We start from the raw sequence: 21,032 nt of genomic DNA, 5'->3' as shown, positions 1-21,032 counted from the left end.
CGCTTACTTCTTATAGGGCAGGAAATCTGCACCCATATAGCTTTGCAATGCCTCCGGAATCTTCAGGCCTTCGGCTGTCTGGTAGTTCTCCAGAACAGCAACCAGGGTACGGCCGACCGCCAGGCCTGAGCCGTTCAGCGTATGAACCAGTTCAGGCTTATTGGTTTCTGGGTTGCGGAAGCGAGCCTGCATCCGGCGGGACTGATAATCCGTCATGTTGGAGCACGAAGAGATTTCACGGTACGTGTTCTGCGCCGGCAACCACACTTCCAGATCGTAGGTTTTGGCAGAGCCGATGCTCATATCGCCACCACACAGCACTACTTTACGGTATGGCAAGCCCAACTTCTGCAGAATGGTTTCTGCGTGCGTGGTAATTTCTTCCAACGCAGCGTAAGACTCATCCGGGTGAACAATCTGTACCAGCTCAACCTTCTCAAACTGGTGCTGACGGATCATGCCACGAACATCACGACCATAAGAGCCTGCTTCTGAGCGGAAGCAAGGGGTATGGGCGGTCATCTTCAGCGGTAGCTGGGCTGCATCGAGAATATCGCCACGCACAACGTTTGCCAGCGGCACTTCTGCCGTCGGGATCAGGTAGTATTCCTGTTCGAAATCGAGCTTAAACAGGTCTTCACCAAACTTAGGCAGCTGACCGGTTCCGAATAATGAATCCTGATTGACCATAAATGGCACAATCATTTCTTCATAACCGTGCTCATTGGTCTGAACATTCAACATGAACTGCGCCAGTGCACGGTGCAGCTTAGCAACTGCGCCTGTCATAACCGCAAAACGCGAGCCTGTTAATTTAGCAGCGGTTTCAAAATCCAAACCTGCCAGCTGCGCACCCACATCAACGTGATCTTTAACTTCATGGTCAAAGCTGGGCAGTTCGCCCCATTTGGCCACTTCAACGTTGTCGTTTTCGTCTTTGCCCGGAGGCACCGATTCATGCGGAATATTCGGCACAGAAAAGAGAATGTCGTCCAGCTTGGCCTGCACGGCTTTCAGTTCGCTTTCTTTTTCAGACAGAGATTCAGCGATTCGATCCAGAACTTCCTGCACCTTGGTTTTCGCTTCATCCGGCGTCATGCCCTGGCGCACAAACTCACCAATAGCCTTAGACGCTTTTTTACGCTCAGCCAACAGGTTTTCGGTCTCGACCTGCAAGGACTTACGACTGGACTCAAGTGATTGAAATTCGGATTTAGGCAACGAATAGCCTTTTACAATCAGTTTATCTGCTAATGAGTCGATGTCGTTTCTGAGCTGCTTAATGTCAAGCATCTTACTTAAGTCCTTACGTTAAAAAATGAATTTACCGAGTACATAGCCGGCTGAGGCAGCAATCACACAGGTCATTACCGAGGCGACCATGTACAGCAGAGCGATAGTAAAATAATGTTGATGTATTAGCGATAGGGTTTCTAAAGCAAAGCTGGAAAAGGTGGTAAAAGCGCCCAATAAACCAACCATAACGAAGCTGCGCATACCGCCAGGCAGTTGCGGGTATTTAAGGGTGAAGAACACAAACGCCAAGCCCATTATCAGGCTGCCAATAACGTTAACCGTAAAGGTCCCAAACGGGAATTGACTACCATGTAGACGATTAATCCAGGTAACGACTGCGAATCGCCCCATTGCACCTATACTTCCCCCTAAGCCAATTACGGCCCAATGCCAAATGGATAATGCGCCCATTAGCCTCCCCTTTTGTTTTCGGATGCTCGATCCAGTTCGTTTAAATAATTAAGTTTGTCGGCAATCTTCTTTTCCAGGCCGCGTTCAACCGGCTTATAGAATTGTTTGCCTGCATACTCCGGTGGCAAGTAGACCTCACCCGCGGCATAGGCATTAGGCTCATCATGCGCATAACGGTACTCAGTGCCGTAATCCAGGTCTTTCATTAGTTGCGTCGGTGCATTGCGCAAATGCAGCGGCACTTCGGCACTGGATTCATTTCGCACCAGGGCCATCACCTCATTGAACGCCTTATAAACCGCATTCGATTTAGGCGCACTGGCCAGATAAACCGCCGACTGCGCCAATGAAAGCTCGCCTTCCGGGCTTCCCAGTCGCTGCTGCGCTTCCCAGGCGTTAAGTGCCAGTGTTAAAGCGCGCGGGTCGGCATTGCCGATATCTTCTGAGGCAATCCGCACCATTCTGCGGGCAAGGTATAACGGGTCTATGCCGCCATCCAGCATTCGGCACAACCAGTACAGGGCGCCATCGGGTGAAGATCCGCGAACGCTTTTATGAAATGCAGAGATCTGATCGTAGAAATTTTCGCCGCCTTTATCGAACCGTCGCGGCTGCGCCTGCAGTAATCCGCTGATTTCCTGTTTTGTAATTGGGTGGCCGGGCTCAAAATAGTCGGCGGCGATCTCCAGCATGTTCAGAAAGCGCCGGGCATCGCCATCGGCATACTGAAACAGCATAGTGCGGCAGGGTTCATCAAGGTTCAGTGCCGCAATTCGGGGCTCCAGATGAACCGCGCGCTGCCATAAAACCTCGAAATCCTGCTCGGTGAAGCTGTTGAGCACATAAACACGGGCACGCGACAGCAATGCCGAATTGAGTTCAAAACTGGGGTTTTCAGTCGTGGCGCCAATAAAAATAAAGGTGCCGTTCTCTACATAGGGTAAGAAGGCATCCTGCTGAGCTTTGTTAAAGCGATGAACCTCGTCGACAAACAGAATGGTCTTCTCACCAATATGCTTAGCTTGTTTGGCCTGCTCGGCCGCCAGCTTAATGTCTTTAACCCCGGCCTGTACGGCTGAAATGGTCTGAAACCGGGCATCGACAGTGTGCGAGATAACCTGAGCCAGAGTTGTTTTGCCAACGCCCGGCGGGCCCCAGAAAATCATGGAATGGATATTCTTTTGTTCCAGCGCTTTGCGCAGCGGCTTATCTTTGCCAAGAATATGGCTCTGACCGACATAATCGCTAAGGCTATTGGGCCTCAGCTTATCGGCCAAAGGCTGATAAGCATCGTTTTTCTGGAAAAGATCGGCCATCGGTTACATTTGCTCGAACAGGTCTGTACCCGGTGGAGGATTAAACTCGAAGACACTGGCATCGATGCTTTCGTTGGCTATAAAGCCCTCGAAGGAAATGACCGTTCGCTGCCCCAGCGAATCATTGACGACGATGTTTTCTATGGTGCCATTTGAAAGCGTCATTTCCATATCTGAAAATACCGACTGATCGTTTAGCGGGAACAGACGATAGACTTCAGAGTTCTCAACACTGGCGCTGATCACCTGATACTCACTCCCCAAGGTCAGGCGTGGTTGCGACAGTATCATTGCCGGAGAATGCTGAACCTGTTCGTTTACCGGCTGGTAGGTCGCCTGCTCCAGATCCGGATCGTAAACCCAAAGGGTTTCACCATCGGAAATAACCTGCTGCTCGTACGGCGCAGTCACTACCCAGGCAAACTTCAAAGGCTTTTCAATCTTCAGGGTGCCTTCAACCACATCGGGTGAGGCAGACGACTCACTGTATGTTTTTTGCTCAAACCGTGCTTTGACGGTAGTGAACTTCTCAAGGCTTTCAATGAGCTGCTGTTTTGCGGCCTCGTCAGCGAATGCCGGCAATGCGGTGCATACAAACAAGAGCGATACCAATAGCTGTTTCATAAATATCTCTGAATAGTTATAAGTGAATTACATGGGCGGAGGCGGTGGTGCCAGAACTTCCCGGGAGCCATTATGCCCAGCAGAACTGACCACGCCGGCAGCTTCCATCGCTTCGACCAGCCTTGCAGCACGGTTATAGCCAATGCGCAGTTTTCGCTGAACCGAAGAAATCGACACCTTGCGGGTTTGGGTAACAAACTCCACTGCCTGATCAAATAATGCATCGGATTCCGGATCGTCACCGTCTTCATCGAACGAAGGCACGCCAGGTACATCGGTATCACCACCCTGCACGATCTCTTCCAGATAATTGGGTTCACCGCGCTTTTTCCAATCGGCGACAATGGCATGAACTTCGTCATCATCAACAAAGGCTCCGTGCACACGAATCGGTAAGCTGGTGCCCGGTGGCATATAGAGCATGTCACCATGACCAAGCAACTGCTCTGCCCCACCCTGATCCAGAATGGTCCGGGAGTCGATTCTCGAAGAAACCTGAAAGGCAATGCGCGTCGGTATGTTGGCCTTAATTAAGCCCGTGATGACATCAACCGAAGGCCGCTGTGTTGCCAGAATCAGGTGAATACCGGCAGCCCGGGCTTTTTGCGCTATACGAGCAATCAGCTCTTCCACCTTTTTACCGACAATCATCATCATGTCGGCAAATTCATCGATCACCACCACAATGAACGGTAACGGTTCGAGAACCGGTGCCGGCTCGCTGGGGTCAAGCGCGGTAGATGGGTCGTACAATGGGTCCAGAATGGGTTCGCCATTTTTGGCGGCTTCGGTGACTTTCTTGTTGAAACCGCCGATATTACGAACACCCACGGAAGCCAGCAGTTTGTAACGGCGCTCCATTTCGGCCACACACCAGCGCAGGCCGCCAGCCGCCTCCTTCATATCGGTGATTACCGGCGTCAATAGGTGTGGAATACCCTCATAAACGTTCAGCTCCAGCATTTTTGGGTCTACCAGAATCAGCCGCACCTGCTCTGGCGTTGCTTTGAACAGCAGGCTGCAGAGCATCGAGTTCACACCCACCGATTTACCGGAGCCTGTAGTACCCGCAACCAGCAGGTGAGGCATTTTCGCCAGATCTGCAACAACAGGCGTACCACCAATATCGTGCCCCAAGCCCATGGTAAGCACGCTCTTGGACTGATCATAAATGGGCGACCCGAGCACATCGTGCAGGCGCACAATGGCGCGTTTTTCGTTGGGTATCTCAATACCAACGGTGGTTTTACCGGGAATAATCTCTACAACCCGCACACTCACCAGCGCCATGGAACGCGCCAGGTCTTTGGCAAGGTTGGTGATTTTGGACACCTTAATGCCGGCAGCCGGCTGAATCTCAAAGCGGGTAATGACCGGCCCTGGTGCCACTTCTGTGACTTCGGCCGTCACGCCAAAGTCTTTGAGTTTAATTTCCAGCAGACGCGACATGGCCTCCAGCGCTTCTTCGCTGAAACCACCGGTGTCGTCCCCTACCGATGAGGTAAGCAGATTGATCTCCGGCAGGCTGCCTCGCAATTCAGGGTCATCGAACAGTGACTTCTGCTTTTCTTTCACGACCCGCTTGCTCTCCTGCTTTTCTACCGGCTTCAGTGGCTTAATCTGCGGAGGCTTACGCTTGGATTGCTTTTCCATTTGAATTTCGAGATTGCGTTTTCTGTCTTCCACAACCTGTTTGATTTGCGCTTCTTCCTGAGCCTTTTTACGGGCCTTTTCAGCCTTTTGCTTTGAGCGCTCAATTAAATTGAACGCCAGCTCGCCAATTTTATCGACAACACCCAGCCAGGAAATATGGGCTGCCAGCGTCAGTGACAATAACCAGATGAAGGTGAAAATCAGCGTTCCGCCGGTCAGGCCAAACAGAGGGAACAGCTCTTCAGAAACAGACACCCCCAGGTAACCGCCCGAGGTACTTGAGGATTTGCTGGCGATATGAACAGTCGCCAGCGTACAACCGGCAATTAGAAATACCACCCAGCCCAGCAGCCGCAGCAAAACAATCAGCGGGTTCCAGGGGTGAGGGTTTGAGCGTTCGCGAAAGACCACCCAAGCCTGATAAAAACAGATTAACGGCAGCAAATAGCTGAATATACCGATAAGGAAGAACGACAAGGAAGATACCCATGCGCCGGCATAGCCAGCCATGTTCTTAACCGAGCCGGTACTGCCTGAAAAATCGAAGCCAGGGTCTTGGGCGCTGTAGCTCAGTAATGCCAATGACAGAAACAGGCCGATAGCCATGGAGACAATCCATTTGGCATCATGCCGAAAGCGCTTACGGATTTCGGTAAGCCTGTCATCAGATTGATAGGATTTTAAACGTTCTGCCAATTGGCCACCTATATGAGTAGGAACAATATTCAAGGCGCTATAAGATACCACAATCAAACTGCCAACTTATTGAAATAGTGTCACTTTTTATGCCTCAGCTAAGCTTACTGAAAGCTGAACAACAGCCTGTTTTTCCACCTATTGAGCAGGCCCTGAATGACCCGGAGGGCCTGTTAGCCATCGGTGGGCGGCTTTCGACAGAATGGCTGCTATCCGCCTATCAGCGCGGGATTTTCCCCTGGTATAGCGACGGAGAGCCCATTATGTGGTGGTCTCCGTCGCCACGAATGATCCTTCAGCCGGGCCAGGTGCATGTTGCCAGGTCGCTCCGAAAACAGTTCCGCAAGACACCGGTTGAGATAAAGGTAAATACAGAATTTACATCGGTCATTGAGCTTTGCGCCCGTAACCCACTTCGCCGTGATGGCACCTGGATAACGCAGCAGATGGTCGATGCCTATTGCCGGTTGCATGAACAGGGCTGGGCTCATTCGTTTGAGGTCTGGCAGGAAGGTGCGCTTGTGGGTGGCTTGTACGGTATCGGCATGGATAGGTGTTTTTTTGGTGAGAGCATGTTTTCGCTGGCACCGGGCGCATCCAAGTATGCTTTTATTGCCCTGAGTGAATGGGCTTATACTGAAAACTTGGCAATGATTGATTGCCAGCTGTACAACGACTATCTGGATTCGTTAGGTGCATACCTGATTGACCGGCCGAAATTTAAAAGCCTTCTGCCCACCCGGCAAAGCAGGCTAAACTTATCGCAGACTGATCAGATTAATCAGCTTCTGGTGAACAGGTTGAGCGCTAAGCGGTGACATGAAATCGAACAATTCTCGTGAGCAAGTCATAAAATTCTTTCGGACCGGCGAGCACGATTGCAGCTATTTACCCGACCAGCAATCCCGGACGCTGTTTTTAGACCCTGAGCTTAAGTACTCATTAAATTTATACGAAGAGCTCACGCATTCGGGGTTCCGCAGGAGCGGAAAGCACCTCTACCGGCCGGACTGTCAAAACTGCCACTCATGCATACCCGCACGCATTCCTGTTGCTGATTTTCAAATGAAGCGCAGATTTCGCCGCGTGACTAACCTGAACAAGGATGTGAGCATTGAACTGCAACGCTGCACATACAGAGATGCAGATTACGAACTGTTCGAGCGATACATAACCCAGCGCCACTCCGATGGTGACATGTATCCACCCAGCAAAGACAGCTATGGTGACTTTCTGGCAGTAGATAACGAATTCAGTTTTCAGGTTCGCTACAGCGTCGCCGGCAGGACGATCGGCATTGCCGTTACAGACCATCTTAAAACCGGGCTTTCTGCGATATATACCTTCTTCGAGCCGGAACAGGATCAGCGCTCTTTAGGTGTGTTTTCAATTTTGAAACAGATAGAGCTGTGCCAACAGCTTGAACTCCCCTACCTCTATTTAGGTTATTGGATTCCCGGCTGTAAAAAGATGAATTACAAAACCGCCTACCAACCGGTTGAATTACTTATCGACGGGCGCTGGCACCAGATAGAGATTGAATAACCATCAATTTCCCGGCAATCGGGCCAATAAACTGATCCACTTCAGAAGAATCATAAAAAACGCCGCATAACTTTGCTAATTGCTGGTTTTTCAGGCAGAATGCGCGCCGATTGTAAATTCAAAGGTTTTTAGGATTCTATGGCGAAAGAAGATGTGATTGAAATGGAAGGAGAAATCCTTGATACCCTTCCAAATACAATGTTCCGGGTAAAGCTTGAAAATGGCCACGTAATTACAGCCCATATTTCAGGTAAAATGCGCAAAAACTACATTCGAATTTTGACGGGTGATAAGGTGAAGGTTGAATTGACTCCGTACGATTTAACTAAAGGCCGCATCGTTTACCGCGCTCGCTAATCACATTTGAAAGTCATTAAAAAAGCACCCTTAAGGTGCTTTTTTTGTTCTTGCCTGTTATCGGCTTCAGGCTTCTGCCATTTCCCCCGCTACGGTCAGAGCCAGCTCGCCGTCTTTCAGTTCAACTGTAACGGTTCCGCCCTGCGCTAACTCGCCAAACAGAATCATATCGGCCAACGGACGCTTAATTTTCTCCTGAATCAGGCGAGCCATTGGGCGAGCACCCATGTTGCGGTCATAGCCTTCTTCGGCCAGCCACTCACGCGCACTGGTATTCACTTCCAGATTCACACGCTTGGAATCAAGCTGAGCCTGCAGCTCAACCAGGAACTTATCAACCACATTGAGCACCACTTCTTTTTCAAGCGGAGCAAACTGCACGATGCCATCCAAACGGTTGCGGAATTCCGGTGTGAAGGCGCGCTTAATAGCCTCCATGCCATCGGTTGAATTATCCTGTGTTGTAAAGCCAACCGAGCGACGGCTCATTTCCTGAGCACCGGCGTTACTGGTCATAATCAGTATGACGTTTCTGAAGTCGGTTTTACGGCCGTTGTTGTCTGTCAGCGTGCCGTGATCCATCACCTGCAACAGCAGGTTGAAAACATCCGGGTGCGCTTTTTCAATTTCATCGAGCAGCAACACACAGTGCGGATGACGGTTTACACCATCGGTAAGCAGGCCACCCTGATCAAAGCCAACATAGCCAGGAGGCGCACCGATCAGCCTGGAAGCCGTGTGACGCTCCATATACTCAGACATATCGAAACGAAGCAACTCAACGCCCAGTGACTCAGACAGCTGCTTGGTCACCTCTGTTTTACCAACACCTGTTGGGCCGGTGAACAGAAATGAGCCGATCGGCTTATCAGCGGATTTCAGACCGGCTCGCGCCAGCTTGATAGCCGATGAAATACTTTCGATAGCATCGTTCTGCCCGAATACGGTCATCTTCAGATTTCGCTCCAGGTTAGAGAGCAATTCTTTATCGTCTTTGTTGACGGTTTTGGTTGGTACTCGCGCAATGGAGGCAACCACACGCTCAACATCAATCACACCAATAGACTTCTTACGCTTACTTTCCGTCTTAAGGCGCTCAGCAGCACCGGCTTCATCGATGACATCAATCGCCTTATCTGGCAGATGACGGTCAGTGATGTAGCGGTCGGCCAATTCGGCAGCGGCGCGCAATGCCTTGTCGGTATATTTCAGGTGATGGTGATCTTCAAACCTGGTTTTCAGGCCACGCAAAATTTTATAGGTTTCTTCAACCGAAGGTTCGTTTACATCAATCTTCTGGAAGCGGCGCGTCAACGCCGAATCTTTTTCAAAGATGCCGCGGAACTCCTGGTAGGTTGTCGAACCAATGCAACGAAGTTCACCAGAACTCAGCATCGGCTTTAACAGGTTAGACGCATCCATGACGCCGCCGGAAGCTGCACCTGCACCGATAATGGTATGAATTTCGTCAATAAACAAAATGGATTTGTCACGCTTTTTCAATTCAGCGAGCAATGCCTTGAGGCGCTTCTCGAAGTCACCACGGTATTTGGTGCCCGCCAACAGCGCGCCCAAATCCAATGAATAAACCTGTGCATCGAGAATAATGTCTGGCACATCGCCATCTACAATTCGCTTGGCTAAGCCTTCTGCAATTGCAGTTTTACCAACACCGGATTCACCAACCAGTAAGGGGTTGTTTTTTCGGCGACGTGAAAGAATCTGGACAACTCGGTCAACTTCGAAGTCACGACCCACCAACGGGTCAATTCGGCCTTCTTTTGCAGATTCGTTCAGATTGGTTGCAAAGCTTTCCAATGGGTTGGAGCCATTGGCTTCCGGGCTGGCTTCTTCATTAGGCGCTCCCGGCCCGAAGTCATCGCCTTCATGTTCGTCCTGGGCTTTTGAAATGCCATGCGCCATGAAATTAACAACATCGATTCGCGAAATGTTTTGTTGTTTAAGGAAATAAACGGCCTGACTTTCCTGCTCTGAAAAAATCGCAACAAGAACATTGGCGCCGGTAACTTCTTTTTTACCGGAAGACTGAACATGAAAAACCGCACGCTGCAGCACCCGCTGAAAACCTAACGTCGGTTGCGTTTCCCGATCTTCATCTTCAATGGCAATTAACGGCGTCGTTGAATCAATAAATTCAATTAAGTCGCGTCGCAGCTGTGGAATATCTGCTGCACAAGCAACTAGCACATCGGCCGCCGCATGGTTATCTAATAGTGCAAGCAGCAGGTGCTCTACGGTCATAAATTCATGACGTTTAGCACGCGCTTCTTTAAAGGCACTATTGAGCGTTAACTCTAAATCTTTGCTTAGCATATATTCCACCTTTCCTCAGTGACTACTCGTCACCTATCTCTTCGACTTCACAAAGTAGCGGATGTTGATTCTCTCTTGAAAAATCATTTACCAGAGCCGCCTTCGTTTCAGCAATATCTTTAGTATAGACACCGCAGATTCCTTTGCCTTTTGTATGTACATTTAGCATTACCTGAGTTGCCTTTTCACGGTTCATCGCAAAAAACTGCTCAAGTACATACACTACGAACTCCATGGGGGTGAAGTCATCATTCATCAATACCACTTGGAACAAAGAAGGACGCTTTAGTTCCGGGTCGGCAGTCTGAATGGCCACATCACCTGAGTTATCAGGCAACGAATCACCACCTGACAATATAACTTCAAAATTTGAGCCAACGTTAAAAGAAGGCAAAAACTCATACTTATTCATTAGCGAGAACTTAATTTTCTGATTCATTTTAAAACGCAGTTTCCGTACGGCTTTTCGTTTTTTCGATCCAACCAACACAGCTAACGTCTACTGCATCATATTAAGTTTAAGTGGGGGTTGACTTGGTCGTTTCAACGGTATTCCATACAAAAACGTGGCGAAAGTTTGTGAACCAATAGTTTATATCACTCGCGCGCAGTCGTTGGTAGCGTTGTTTATTTATTCTTTTTCGCTATTAACAGAAGAAAAGTAATAATGGTTTTAAGGGGTATGCTATGCCAGTAGGGAACGTTAAATGGTTCAACAATGCCAAAGGTTTTGGCTTTATTGTTAGCGAAGAACATAAGGAAGATCTGTTTGCGCACTTCTCCTCAATTCAAATGGAAGGTTACAAAACACTCAAAGCAGGACAGCCTGTTGAATTCGACACCGTTAAGTCTGAGCGGGGAATTCATGCAGTCAATATACGGCTGGTAGATGCTGAATCACCTGTTACTGAAACTTCTCCGGCATTCACCGAAGAGCCCACTCAGGCCTGAACTGAACGTCGTGAGAAAATAAAAAGCCCGGCATAAGACCGGGCTTTTTAGTGACCGCAATTTTTACTTAATCAGGCTTAAAGCACTGTTCAGTGTTTTGCTTGGACGCATTGCTTCTGCAGCAAGCTTGGCATCCGGACGGTAGTAACCACCGATGTCGACGGCCTCGCCCTGCACTTCATTAAGCTCTTTCAAAATTTTATCTTCTTTGGCTTTTAACTCAGCAGCAACGGATTCAAAGGCAGCTTTAAGCTCTGCACTGTCTGTTTGCGCAGCCAGCGCCTCTGCCCAATACATTGCCAGATAGTAGTGGCTTCCGCGATTATCCAGCTCACCCACCTTACGCGATGGGCTTTTGTTGTTCTCGAGGAATGCAGCGGTGGCATCATCGAGAGTTTTAGCCAGCACCAGCGCCTTGTCGTTATTGAAGCGCTTACCCAGATGCTCCAGAGAGACCGCCAGCGCCAAAAACTCGCCCAGTGAATCCCAGCGCAGATGGTTTTCAGCATTGAACTGCTGAACGTGCTTTGGTGCAGAACCGCCGGCGCCGGTTTCAAACAAGCCACCACCGTTCATCAGCGGCACAATAGAAAGCATTTTTGCAGAGGTTCCCAGCTCAAGAATTGGGAACAGATCGGTAAGATAATCACGCAGTACGTTGCCGGTAACAGAGATGGTGTTCTCACCCGCCTTCATACGCGCCAGGGCATGCTTGGTGGCTTCAACAGGGCTTAGAATCTGAATATCCAGGCCGTTGGTGTCGTAATCTTTCAGATAGGTGCTTACCTTCTTGATCAGCTCTCTGTCGTGCGCGCGCTCACTGTCGAGCCAGAACACTGTCGGCCAGCCGGTATCTTTTGCACGGTTTACAGCCAGTTTTACCCAATCCTGAATTGGAGCATCTTTTACCTGACACATACGGAAGATGTCGCCCGCCTGAACTGGCTGCTCAAGTAAAACATTACCCGATTTATCAACAACCTTAACTGCACCGGCAGCAGAGACTTCAAAAGTTTTATCGTGCGAACCGTATTCTTCAGCCTTCTGAGCCATTAAACCCACGTTTGGCACGGTACCCATAGTGCGGGGGTCAAATGCTCCGTGCTCTTTGCAGAACTCAATGGTGGCCTGATAAACCCCTGCATAGCAACGATCCGGTATCACAGCTTTAGTATCTTGTGGCTGGCCATCCGGACCCCACATTTGGCCGGAGGTACGAATCATAGCAGGCATGGAGGCATCAATAATTACGTCGCTGGGCACGTGCAGGTTGGTGATGCCCTTGTCCGAGTTAACCATGGCGAGCTCAGGAGAAGCCTGATATACCGCGTCGATATCTTTGTTAATTTGCGCCTGCACATCCGCCGGCAACTGACCTATTTTAGAATACAGATCGCCAATGCCGTTGTTTACATCCAAGCCAATCGCGGCAAACTCATCGGCATATTTAGTCAGTACATCTTTATAGAAAACACTGACCGCATGGCCAAAAATAATCGGGTCACTGACTTTCATCATAGTGGCCTTCATATGCAGAGAGAACAAAACCCCTTTCGCTTTAGCATCCTGAATCTGCTCTGCAAAAAAGGTTTTCAGCGCGGCTACGTTCATGACTGAGCTGTCGATAACCTCACCGGCCAACAGTGGCGCGAAGCTTTTCAGTTCATCAATGCTGCCGTCTTCTTTGTGCAGTTCAATTTTAAATTCGGTTGCTTCAGTCAGAGTGACCGATTTTTCACTGCCGTAAAAATCGCCGTCGGTCATATTGGATACGTGAGACTTGGAGTCTGATGACCATGCACCCATGCTGTGCGGGTTATTCTTCGCGTACTGCTTAACAGAGCCCGGAGCGCGGCGGTCTGAGTTGCCTTCACGCAACACCGGGTTTACGGCGCTGCCTTTGATGCGGTCGTAGCGTGCTTTTATATCCGCTTCCTGCTCATTGGCAGGCTCATCTGGGTAATCCGGCAGATCGTAGCCCTTTTCCTGCAGCTCTTTGATTGTTGCCAGCAGCTGAGGAACAGAGGCAGAAATATTAGGGAGTTTAATAATGTTGGCTTCTGGCTTGGTTGCCAGTTCACCCAGCTCGGCCAGTGCATCGGCGATTTTTTGATCTTCTTTCAGGAATTCTGGGAAGCTTGCAATGACTCGACCGGATAAGGAAATATCCCGGGTTTCAACCTGCACATCCGCTGCGCTGGTGAACGCCTGTACGATTGGCAGAAATGAATAGGTTGCCAACGCAGGAGCTTCGTCCGTTTCGGTATAAATAATTTTCGCTTGATTATCAGTCATAAGAATCCCTAATTTTGAAAAGGAAAGAACAGGCAGCAGCCTGCCAGTCAGTGCTGGATATCTGTCGATGCAAATACAAATCAACCGCCGATGTTATCAGTTGCACTGGCGGATGTAATCGAACTTTAGACTAAATATAATGCCAGACTCACTACTAATACAGTTCAGGTTGCGATGTTTCGGTACGTTTTATTCAACAAACCCTACCGGGTTTTAACACAGTTCACAGATGATTCCGGTAAATCGACGCTTGCCGATTTCATTGATATTCCGGGAATTTACGGTGCCGGTCGCCTGGATTACGACTCTGAAGGACTACTACTGCTGACCGATAACGGCCAGTTTATTCATCAGCTAATGAACCCTAAGTTCAAGGTTTTTAAAACCTACTACGTGCAGGTTGAGGGCTCGCCAGAGCCTGAACAGATCGAAAGGCTTCGCCGGGGAGTTGAATTAAAAGATGGCATTACGGCACCGGCACAAGTAGAAGTTATACCCGAGCCTGACTGGCTGTGGCCCAGAAATCCACCCATTCGCGAGCGTAAGGAAATTCCAACAACCTGGCTGTCTATTTCTATCAGTGAAGGTAAAAATCGTCAGGTGAGACGCATGACGGCCGCTATTGGCCACCCTACTCTGCGGCTGGTGCGGCAATCGATTGGCGGGCTTGCGGTGAATAGCCTGGCTTGCGGTGAATTTATTGAGGTGACAGAGGCGGAGCTGTGTAGCCAGCTTGGGCTGAAATCTATCAGCCACCCCTTAAGCAAAGAGGTGGCCGATAAAGCAAGGCTTAAACGATCGGGTCCACGTCTGCATCGTAATCAACAGAGTCGTAGCCAAAACCGAACAGGCGGTAAAACTCGTTCTGGTAGCCGGCGAAATCGGTAAGTTCGTCCAGGTTATCGGAATTTACCTGCGACCAGATTTCAGCCACCTTAGACTGCACGCCTTCGTCCAACTCGTTGTCTTCCATGCGAATACGACCGCTGTCATCCAGGTTCATGGTGCCGTCGGCATACATCTCTTTGTAGAACAGGCCAAAGATCTGCTCGATACAGCCTTCGTGCGTGCCGTTTTCTTTCATCACTTTATAGAGTGCAGAGATATACAGCGGCATCACTGGAATTGCGCTGCTGGATTGGGTAACAAGTGCTTTTAAAACAGAAACATAGCCCTTGCCTTTTAAAGAGCTTTCTAGCTTCTCAGATATGGCTTTTGCCGCCCGGTCGAGGTCTTCTTTAGCTTTACCGATGGTTGCGCCACCGTAGATAGGCCAGGTCAGATCTTTGCCAATGTAGGTATAGGCGGTAGTTTTTACACCCTCAGCAAGAACACCGGCTTCAGCCAGGGCATCCATCCACATTTCCCAGTCTTCACCACCCATAACCTTCACTGTGTTGAAGATTTCGTCGTCATTGGCTGGCTCAAGCGTAATTTCTGAAACCTCACGGGAATCGGTATTCAGGTTCTTACGGGTAACCGCTTCACCAATCGGCTTCAGGGTTGAGGAATAAACTTCACCCGTGTTTGGGTCTTTACGGCGTGGCGCTCCTAAACTGTAAACAACCAGATCAACCGTACCCATGTTTTCTTTGATCTTGGCAATTGCTTCTTCTTTAGCTTCATTGGAAAAGGCATCTGCATTCAGCGATTCTGCATACAGGCCTTCAGCCTTAGCTGCCTTTTCAAAGGCTGCAGTGTTGTACCAGCCAGCTGACGCGGTGCGGCGCTCGGTCGGTTCTTTTTCAAACATGACACCTAATGTATTCGCTTTAAAGCCAAATGCCGCCGTAATGCGGGAGGCCAGGCCATAACCGTTAGAGCAACCGATAACCAGAACATTCTTAGGGCCTTCCAGTTCAGTTTTGTTGGCTTTTACATATTCAATCTGTTCCTGAACGTTCTGTGCGCAGCCAACCGGATGGGCCGTGGTACAGATGAATCCGCGAATTTTAGGCTTAATAACCATGAAAATTATCCTTCTCAACTATATTAAGTGTGCTTCAGGCAACTGTGTTAATCACCTGACAGCAATTTGGTCGCTAGTTTAATAGAGTGCCAGCACCCCATTATTTTGATACTTGAATAAGAGTTGTGAATTAACTGCCTATTCAGCTTGGTCACCGCAAATTCTACCTGTTAAACCAGCTAATATCTTGAAAGTGCTTAAAAGGATACAATTTACTTGAATAACCATCTAACCATGCCCATTTAAGGGCCTTTAGTATTTTCAGACCGGAGCAGTACATGAACCCTCATTCTTCCACAAAAGTTATAGTCGGCATGTCTGGTGGTGTCGACTCATCGGTAACGGCCGCCCTACTAATTGAAGCCGGTTATCAGGTGGAAGGTCTGTTCATGAAAAACTGGGACGAAGATGACGGCACCGAATACTGCACAGCCAAGGAAGATCTCGCTGACGCTCAAGCGGTTGCCGACAGACTAGGCATCAAGCTACACACGGCTAATTTTGCAGCCGAATACTGGGATAACGTATTTGAGCATTTTTTAAGCGAATACAAGGCCGGGCGCACACCCAACCCGGATATTCTCTGCAACAGAGAAATCAAATTTAAAGCCTTTCTGGACTACGCCCTGATGCTCGGTGCCGACAAAATCGCGACCGGCCACTACACCCGAACCAAAGTTATAAATGGTAAAGCCGCATTGCTGCGCGGCCTGGATAACAACAAAGATCAGAGCTACTTCCTGCATGCCGTCGGGCACGAGCAGTTTGAAAAGACGTTGTTCCCTGTTGGCGAAATGGAAAAACCACTGGTCCGCGAAGTTGCAGAGAAGTACCAGTTGGCAACCGCCAAAAAGAAAGACAGCACTGGCATCTGTTTTATTGGTGAACGACGCTTTTCAGACTTCCTGAAGCAATATTTGCCTGCCCAGCCTGGCAAGATCATCACCGAGAGCGGCGATATTCTGGGCGACCATCAGGGCCTGATGTACTACACCATCGGTCAGCGTCAGGGCTTGGGCATTGGCGGCACTAAATATGGTGAAGCACCGTGGTTTGTGGCTAAAAAAGATTTAGAAAACAATCGCCTTGTTGTCGTTCAGGGCACAGACAACCCGGCGCTGTTCACCAAAAGCCTGACGGTAAACAATATTTTCTGGGTAGACGATCAGGGGCAGGAAATGCCTGTGCGCGTTACCTGCAAACACCGTTATCGTCAGCCGGACCAGCATTGTCTGCTGACACGGAACGAAGATGGATCAACGCTTGTCGAGTTTGATGAGCCTCAAAGAGCCATCACCCCTGGGCAATCCGCTGTGTTTTACAGCGATGAAGTCTGCCTTGGCGGCGGCGTTATTGAGCAAACCTGGAACTAAGGATTAGATATGGATTCAACCATCAATCGACAAACCCTGGCGCTGGCCGGCGTATTTCAGGCAGCCAAGCTGGTCGACAGGCTGGCCAAATCCGGCATGATTGAGCTTCAGCAGATTGAATCAACCATCGAAAGCATTCTCAATTTAAACCCGTCATCCTATGAGGATGTATTCAAGGGTACTGAAAACGTCGCCATTGGTTTGAACACGCTGAAAGAAGCCATGGCTAAGAATGGTCGTGGTGTGAACCGCGAGGTACTGCAGTACGCGATGGGTATTATCGCGGTGCAGAACAAGCTGCAGAAGCGGCCGGATCTGATGGAGGCGCTTTCTAACTCATTAGATCGCACAGTCGACCAGCAAAAATACTTTGGCAGCTTCAGCCACGAGGCGGTAATTGCCTCGGCAGCCCAGTGTTATGAGAGCTCCGTCAGCAAACTGAGCTTTCGCATACGGGTAACCGGCAACCCTTCTCACCTGCAGAACCCTAAGGTTGCTGAAAAGATCAGAACGATTTTATTGTTTGGCGTTCGCTGCGCCATGCTGTGGCGTCAGGCGGGCGGTCACCGCTGGCATTTCCTGACCAGTCGGAAAGCTATTAAAGACTGTGCTGACGGGCTTCTTAGCGTGGTCTAATGCTGACATTTCGGTATAATCCCCGCGCTTTAAAATCGATCGCATCTAAATAGGCTTTTAATTATGGAACTCACCTCGCTTACTGCCATTTCTCCCGTTGATGGACGTTACGGCAGCAAAACCGCCCCACTACGTGAATACTTCAGTGAATTCGGCTTAATTCGTTACCGTGTCGAAGTGGAAGTTCGCTGGTTACAGCAGTTGTCACGCATGGACGCTATCGCTGAATGCCCGGCATTCTCTGAGCAAACCCATAAATTCCTGGATGCGCTGGTTGCTAACTTCTCTGTTGAAGACGCACAGGCCATCAAGAAGATCGAAGCAACGACCAACCATGATGTAAAAGCGGTCGAGTATTTCCTGAAAGATAAATTCAATGACCAGCCTGAACTGGCCAAGGTCCTGGAGTTTGTCCACTTTGCCTGCACATCTGAAGACATCAACAACCTGTCTCACGCTCTCATGCTGAGCAACGGCATTAAAGAAGTGATTTTGCCGTCACTGAACAGCGTCTTTGAAGCCATACAGACAATCAGCCACGATCTGGCTGACATACCTATGCTTTCCCGTACCCATGGCCAAACAGCCTCACCGACAACCGTCGGTAAAGAGTTTGCGAACGTTGCCTACCGCCTGAAGCGTCAGATCCAACAGGTTGAGAGCATCGAGTACCTGGGCAAAATCAACGGCGCCGTGGGTAACTACAACGCCCATCTTTCCGCCTACCCGGATGTAGACTGGCAGCAGAATGCTCAGGTCTTCGTTGAATCTCTGGGCTTAACCTGGAACCCTTACACCACTCAGATTGAGCCTCACGATTACATCGCAGAGCTGTTTAATGCTGTAGCCCGCTTCAATACGATTCTGATCGATTTCGACCGTGACATCTGGGGTTATATTTCGCAGGGATACTTCAAGCAGAAAACCATTGCCGGTGAAGTGGGTTCTTCAACGATGCCGCACAAGGTTAACCCGATCGATTTCGAAAACTCAGAGGGTAACCTGGGTATCGCTAACGCGATTATGGGCCACCTGGCTGAAAAACTACCGATCTCCCGCTGGCAGCGAGACCTGACAGACTCAACCGTATTGCGCTCTATGGGCATGGGTCTGTCGCACAGCCTGATTGCTTATCAGGCGAGCCTGAAAGGCATCAGCAAGCTGCAGGTCAATGCCGACCGTCTGGCGGAAGATTTAAACAACGCCTGGGAAGTCATGGCGGAACCGATTCAAACCGTCATGCGCCGCTACGCCATCGAAGAACCTTATGAAAAGCTGAAAGCCTTCACCCGAGGCCGTGCTATAACGGAAGCCATGATGATTGAATTTGTTCAGCAGCTCGATCTGCCGGCTGAGGCTAAAAATGCTCTGCTGGCGATGACACCGGCACTTTATATCGGTAACGCTGTCGCTCAGGCCAAGGCGATTTAAACCCGGATATTCTGCCCAACCCTCAAAGGCCGCTTTCGCGGCCTTTAGCTTGTTTGATGTTTCGTTCGCCTTCTCTGCTAGACTTTCCAATTAAACGCTTTCTGCAATAGGCAGGTGATTCAATGAGCAGCCCCTTAAAGCACTTCGACACCAAGAGTTTCCTGAATAACCACTGGCAGCAGTCGCCTCTGCTGGTCAGACAGGCATTGACCGTAGACAACCTGATCAGCAAAGAAGACCTGTTCAGCCTTGCTCAGGAAGCGGAAGTGGAATCCCGAATCATCATCGGCGACCCAAAAGCAGATAACTGGGATCTTCAGCACGGCCCGTTTGATCAGGATACCTACGATGATCTGCCGGAAACCCATTGGACGTTGCTCGTTCAGGCAGTGGATCATTGGCTGGAAAATATCCGCGAGGTTTTGCAGAGCTTCAGCTTCTTACCGCGCTGGCGTGTCGATGACATTATGATCTCATACTCGCCGCAGCATGGCGGTGTTGGCCCCCACTACGATCTTTACGACGTCTTCCTGATTCAGCTTCAGGGCAATCGCATCTGGCGCGCCGGCCAACTGTGTGATGATGAAACCGATGTGATAGACGGCCTTCCGGTTAAGGTTATTTCCGATTTCCAGGAACAGGACAGCTGGGAGATGTCACCCGGAGATATGCTGTATTTACCGCCGGGCATTGCCCACTGGGGTGAGTCGTTAACCGAATCAATAACGCTGTCGGTAGGCTTCAGAGCGCCGTCAGACAGCGAGTTTATTACTGATTTCGGTTACTTCCTGAGCGAGAAAGTCAGCGAATTCAGCCGCTACAGCGATCAAAAGATTAAAGACCGCTCGGCGTCTCCTTATCAGATCAGGCAGGAAGACGTTGACCGCCTGAAGCAAATAATGCTGCGCTACCAGGATTCAGATGAACTGCTGGCTTCATGGCTCGGCCAATACATGACCGAACCCAAGTACGATGACACCGCGACTGAAAACGAAAACATGGAGATGGCGCAGTTTGTTCGCCAGTGGCAGGCAAACACTCTCTACAAAAACCCTTCCAGCAGGATGGCCTATTGCGAAGGCATGTTGTTTGCCGATGGTCAGGATTTTGAAACTACACTCAGTTTTGAAACTCTCAATCTCATTTGCCAGCTGGACACCCTTCATTACTCCGCAGCAAAAGATTTCAGCGATGTCAGGGCTCATAACCTGATGTGGCAGCTGCTAACTGCAGGTGTTGTATTCTTTGATGTTTAAAAAAGTCGCCACTACCGCTTTCTCGGCACTGCTCGTCTTACCTTCCGCTTGCTTAGCAACGGAACTGTTCATTTATACCGCCCCAACCGGCGAGCGGGTCGTGACAGACAGGCCCATAAACCTGGCCGGGTATGAGCTGGAAGAAAGCAAGATAAGCGCCGGCAAAGCCGGCACCGCCTTAAGGTATCAGGACAACGATAAAAATCGCCAGTTGATTGACCGCCACATCCGTAATGCTGCTTATCTGTATGATATGGACTCTGCGTTGATCAAAGCTGTGATTAAGCAGGAGTCCGCCTTTAATATCAGGGCGCGCTCAAACAAAGGCGCAACGGGACTGATGCAGTTGATGCCCGCTACTGCAGCGCGATATAAGGTCAAAGACCTGTACGATCCGAAACAAAACATCTACGCAGGCACTCAGCACCTGAGGTACTTGCTGTATCAGTATGATGATTTAAAACTGGCACTGGCGGCCTATAACGCGGGTGAAGGCGCCGTGGCCCGATTTGGGGGTGTACCGCCCTACCCTGAAACGATAAATTACGTTGCCAAGGTTATGGGCTGGTATCAGGCGTATCGAAACTAGGTTGATGAGTGGATATCAGTGGAAAACGTGATCTTCCTCTGGGTTGGCCTCTTCTGCAATGCCATCCACTAGCATTCCGGAGGATTCCATTCCGGCGCTGATCATGGCGCGTGCAACGTCTGGCAGCTGCTCCTGTAAGGCGTTTTTAGCTTCTTCTGAAAACTCAATCTTAACCACCGGGTTGTCCGATTCATCTGAATTCTGCAGGACAAAAGTATTGTCGGACACCTGTAAAATTTCCCAATACTTAACCATAAAAAACCTCGCTTAAAAAAAACGCTGCAGCTTTTGGCTACAGCG

General features: G+C 49.6%; 20 protein-coding genes. 10 read left to right on the top strand and 10 right to left on the bottom strand.

Going from position 1 to position 21,032, the window contains the following annotated elements; genetic code table 11:
• Positions 1-3: 3 nt before the first annotated feature.
• Genes serS through BCF53_RS04935 form a run of 5 tightly spaced genes read right to left on the bottom strand, consistent with a single transcriptional unit; the run spans position 4 to position 5,906 of the window.
• A complete protein-coding gene (gene serS / locus BCF53_RS04955) occupies positions 4-1,293 on the bottom strand; it encodes a serine--tRNA ligase (RefSeq protein ID WP_132700404.1) in 1,290 nt (429 codons plus the stop codon).
• A gap of 18 nt (positions 1,294-1,311) precedes the next feature.
• Positions 1,312-1,707 carry a fluoride efflux transporter CrcB gene (gene crcB, locus BCF53_RS04950; protein ID WP_132700403.1) on the bottom strand — a complete coding sequence of 132 codons (396 nt, stop codon included), beginning with the start codon at positions 1,705-1,707 and terminating at the stop codon, positions 1,312-1,314.
• Positions 1,707-3,023, bottom strand: a complete 1,317-nt coding sequence (locus BCF53_RS04945) for a replication-associated recombination protein A (RefSeq protein WP_132700402.1) — start codon at positions 3,021-3,023, stop codon at positions 1,707-1,709. Before BCF53_RS04945 ends, crcB begins: the two co-directional genes overlap by 1 nt.
• A 3-nt stretch (positions 3,024-3,026) precedes the next feature.
• Positions 3,027-3,647 (bottom strand): outer membrane lipoprotein periplasmic chaperone LolA, encoded by a 621-nt coding sequence (gene lolA / locus BCF53_RS04940; RefSeq protein ID WP_132700401.1) that lies wholly within the window; start codon positions 3,645-3,647, stop codon positions 3,027-3,029.
• A gap of 27 nt (positions 3,648-3,674) precedes the next feature.
• Positions 3,675-5,906 (bottom strand): DNA translocase FtsK, encoded by a 2,232-nt coding sequence (locus tag BCF53_RS04935; protein WP_243645783.1) that lies wholly within the window; start codon positions 5,904-5,906, stop codon positions 3,675-3,677.
• A gap of 179 nt (positions 5,907-6,085) precedes the next feature.
• Between BCF53_RS04935 and aat the strand changes: the two genes are divergently transcribed.
• The 3 genes from aat (at position 6,086) to infA (ending at position 7,898) form a co-directional block, all read left to right on the top strand.
• Positions 6,086-6,814, top strand: coding sequence for a leucyl/phenylalanyl-tRNA--protein transferase (gene aat, locus BCF53_RS04930; protein ID WP_132700399.1), 729 nt, complete (start codon positions 6,086-6,088; stop codon positions 6,812-6,814).
• A gap of 1 nt (position 6,815) precedes the next feature.
• A complete protein-coding gene (locus BCF53_RS04925) occupies positions 6,816-7,541 on the top strand; it encodes an arginyltransferase (RefSeq protein ID WP_132700398.1) in 726 nt (241 codons plus the stop codon).
• A gap of 138 nt (positions 7,542-7,679) precedes the next feature.
• Positions 7,680-7,898 carry a translation initiation factor IF-1 gene (gene infA, locus BCF53_RS04920; RefSeq protein ID WP_008043370.1) on the top strand — a complete coding sequence of 73 codons (219 nt, stop codon included), beginning with the start codon at positions 7,680-7,682 and terminating at the stop codon, positions 7,896-7,898.
• A 66-nt stretch (positions 7,899-7,964) separates the two neighbouring features.
• On the opposite strand, the gene clpA is transcribed toward infA, so the two are convergent.
• On the bottom strand, positions 7,965-10,232 hold the full coding sequence (gene clpA, locus BCF53_RS04915; RefSeq protein ID WP_132700397.1) for an ATP-dependent Clp protease ATP-binding subunit ClpA: 2,268 nt from the start codon (positions 10,230-10,232) through the stop codon (positions 7,965-7,967).
• Between the two features lie 22 nt (positions 10,233-10,254).
• Positions 10,255-10,671: an ATP-dependent Clp protease adapter ClpS gene (gene clpS / locus BCF53_RS04910; RefSeq protein ID WP_243645770.1), complete on the bottom strand. Its 417-nt coding sequence runs from the start codon at positions 10,669-10,671 to the stop codon at positions 10,255-10,257.
• Positions 10,672-10,919: 248 nt separating this feature from the next.
• Here clpS and BCF53_RS04905 point away from each other — a divergent pair, with 248 nt between their 5' ends.
• Complete coding sequence (locus BCF53_RS04905) at positions 10,920-11,183, top strand: cold shock domain-containing protein (RefSeq protein ID WP_132700396.1); 264 nt, start codon at positions 10,920-10,922, stop codon at positions 11,181-11,183.
• A 63-nt stretch (positions 11,184-11,246) separates the two neighbouring features.
• On the opposite strand, the gene BCF53_RS04900 is transcribed toward BCF53_RS04905, so the two are convergent.
• The gene (locus tag BCF53_RS04900; RefSeq protein WP_132700395.1) at positions 11,247-13,478 is read right to left on the bottom strand and encodes an NADP-dependent isocitrate dehydrogenase; all 2,232 of its coding nucleotides are present in this window, start codon (positions 13,476-13,478) and stop codon (positions 11,247-11,249) included.
• Positions 13,479-13,652: 174 nt separating this feature from the next.
• Between BCF53_RS04900 and BCF53_RS04895 the strand changes: the two genes are divergently transcribed.
• The gene (locus tag BCF53_RS04895) at positions 13,653-14,366 is read left to right on the top strand and encodes a pseudouridine synthase (protein ID WP_132700394.1); all 714 of its coding nucleotides are present in this window, start codon (positions 13,653-13,655) and stop codon (positions 14,364-14,366) included.
• Here BCF53_RS04895 and fabV read toward each other — a convergent pair.
• The gene (fabV, locus tag BCF53_RS04890; RefSeq protein WP_132700393.1) at positions 14,269-15,447 is read right to left on the bottom strand and encodes an enoyl-ACP reductase FabV; all 1,179 of its coding nucleotides are present in this window, start codon (positions 15,445-15,447) and stop codon (positions 14,269-14,271) included. The genes BCF53_RS04895 and fabV overlap by 98 nt on opposite strands.
• 278 nt (positions 15,448-15,725) lie before the next feature.
• On the opposite strand from fabV, the gene mnmA reads away from it, so the two are divergent.
• The 5 genes from mnmA (at position 15,726) to BCF53_RS04865 (ending at position 20,732) form a co-directional block, all read left to right on the top strand.
• Positions 15,726-16,820, top strand: coding sequence for a tRNA 2-thiouridine(34) synthase MnmA (mnmA, locus tag BCF53_RS04885; protein ID WP_132700392.1), 1,095 nt, complete (start codon positions 15,726-15,728; stop codon positions 16,818-16,820).
• 9 nt (positions 16,821-16,829) lie between these two features.
• Complete coding sequence (hflD, locus tag BCF53_RS04880; RefSeq protein ID WP_132700391.1) at positions 16,830-17,456, top strand: high frequency lysogenization protein HflD; 627 nt, start codon at positions 16,830-16,832, stop codon at positions 17,454-17,456.
• Positions 17,457-17,519: 63 nt separating this feature from the next.
• A complete protein-coding gene (gene purB, locus BCF53_RS04875) occupies positions 17,520-18,887 on the top strand; it encodes an adenylosuccinate lyase (protein WP_132700390.1) in 1,368 nt (455 codons plus the stop codon).
• A gap of 122 nt (positions 18,888-19,009) precedes the next feature.
• Positions 19,010-20,143, top strand: a complete 1,134-nt coding sequence (locus tag BCF53_RS04870) for a cupin domain-containing protein (protein WP_132700389.1) — start codon at positions 19,010-19,012, stop codon at positions 20,141-20,143.
• Positions 20,136-20,732 carry a lytic transglycosylase domain-containing protein gene (locus BCF53_RS04865; RefSeq protein ID WP_132700625.1) on the top strand — a complete coding sequence of 199 codons (597 nt, stop codon included), beginning with the start codon at positions 20,136-20,138 and terminating at the stop codon, positions 20,730-20,732. Before BCF53_RS04870 ends, BCF53_RS04865 begins: the two co-directional genes overlap by 8 nt.
• A gap of 15 nt (positions 20,733-20,747) precedes the next feature.
• Here BCF53_RS04865 and BCF53_RS04860 read toward each other — a convergent pair whose 3' ends face one another.
• The gene (locus BCF53_RS04860) at positions 20,748-20,960 is read right to left on the bottom strand and encodes a hypothetical protein (protein WP_132700388.1); all 213 of its coding nucleotides are present in this window, start codon (positions 20,958-20,960) and stop codon (positions 20,748-20,750) included.
• Positions 20,961-21,032 lie beyond the last annotated feature (72 nt).

It is taken from the genome of Reinekea marinisedimentorum (assembly GCF_004341165.1).
GTDB lineage: Bacteria > Pseudomonadota > Gammaproteobacteria > Pseudomonadales > Natronospirillaceae > Reinekea > Reinekea marinisedimentorum.
Note: the sequence above shows the minus strand (reverse complement) of the source record. Positions and strands in the feature narration are given on the sequence as shown.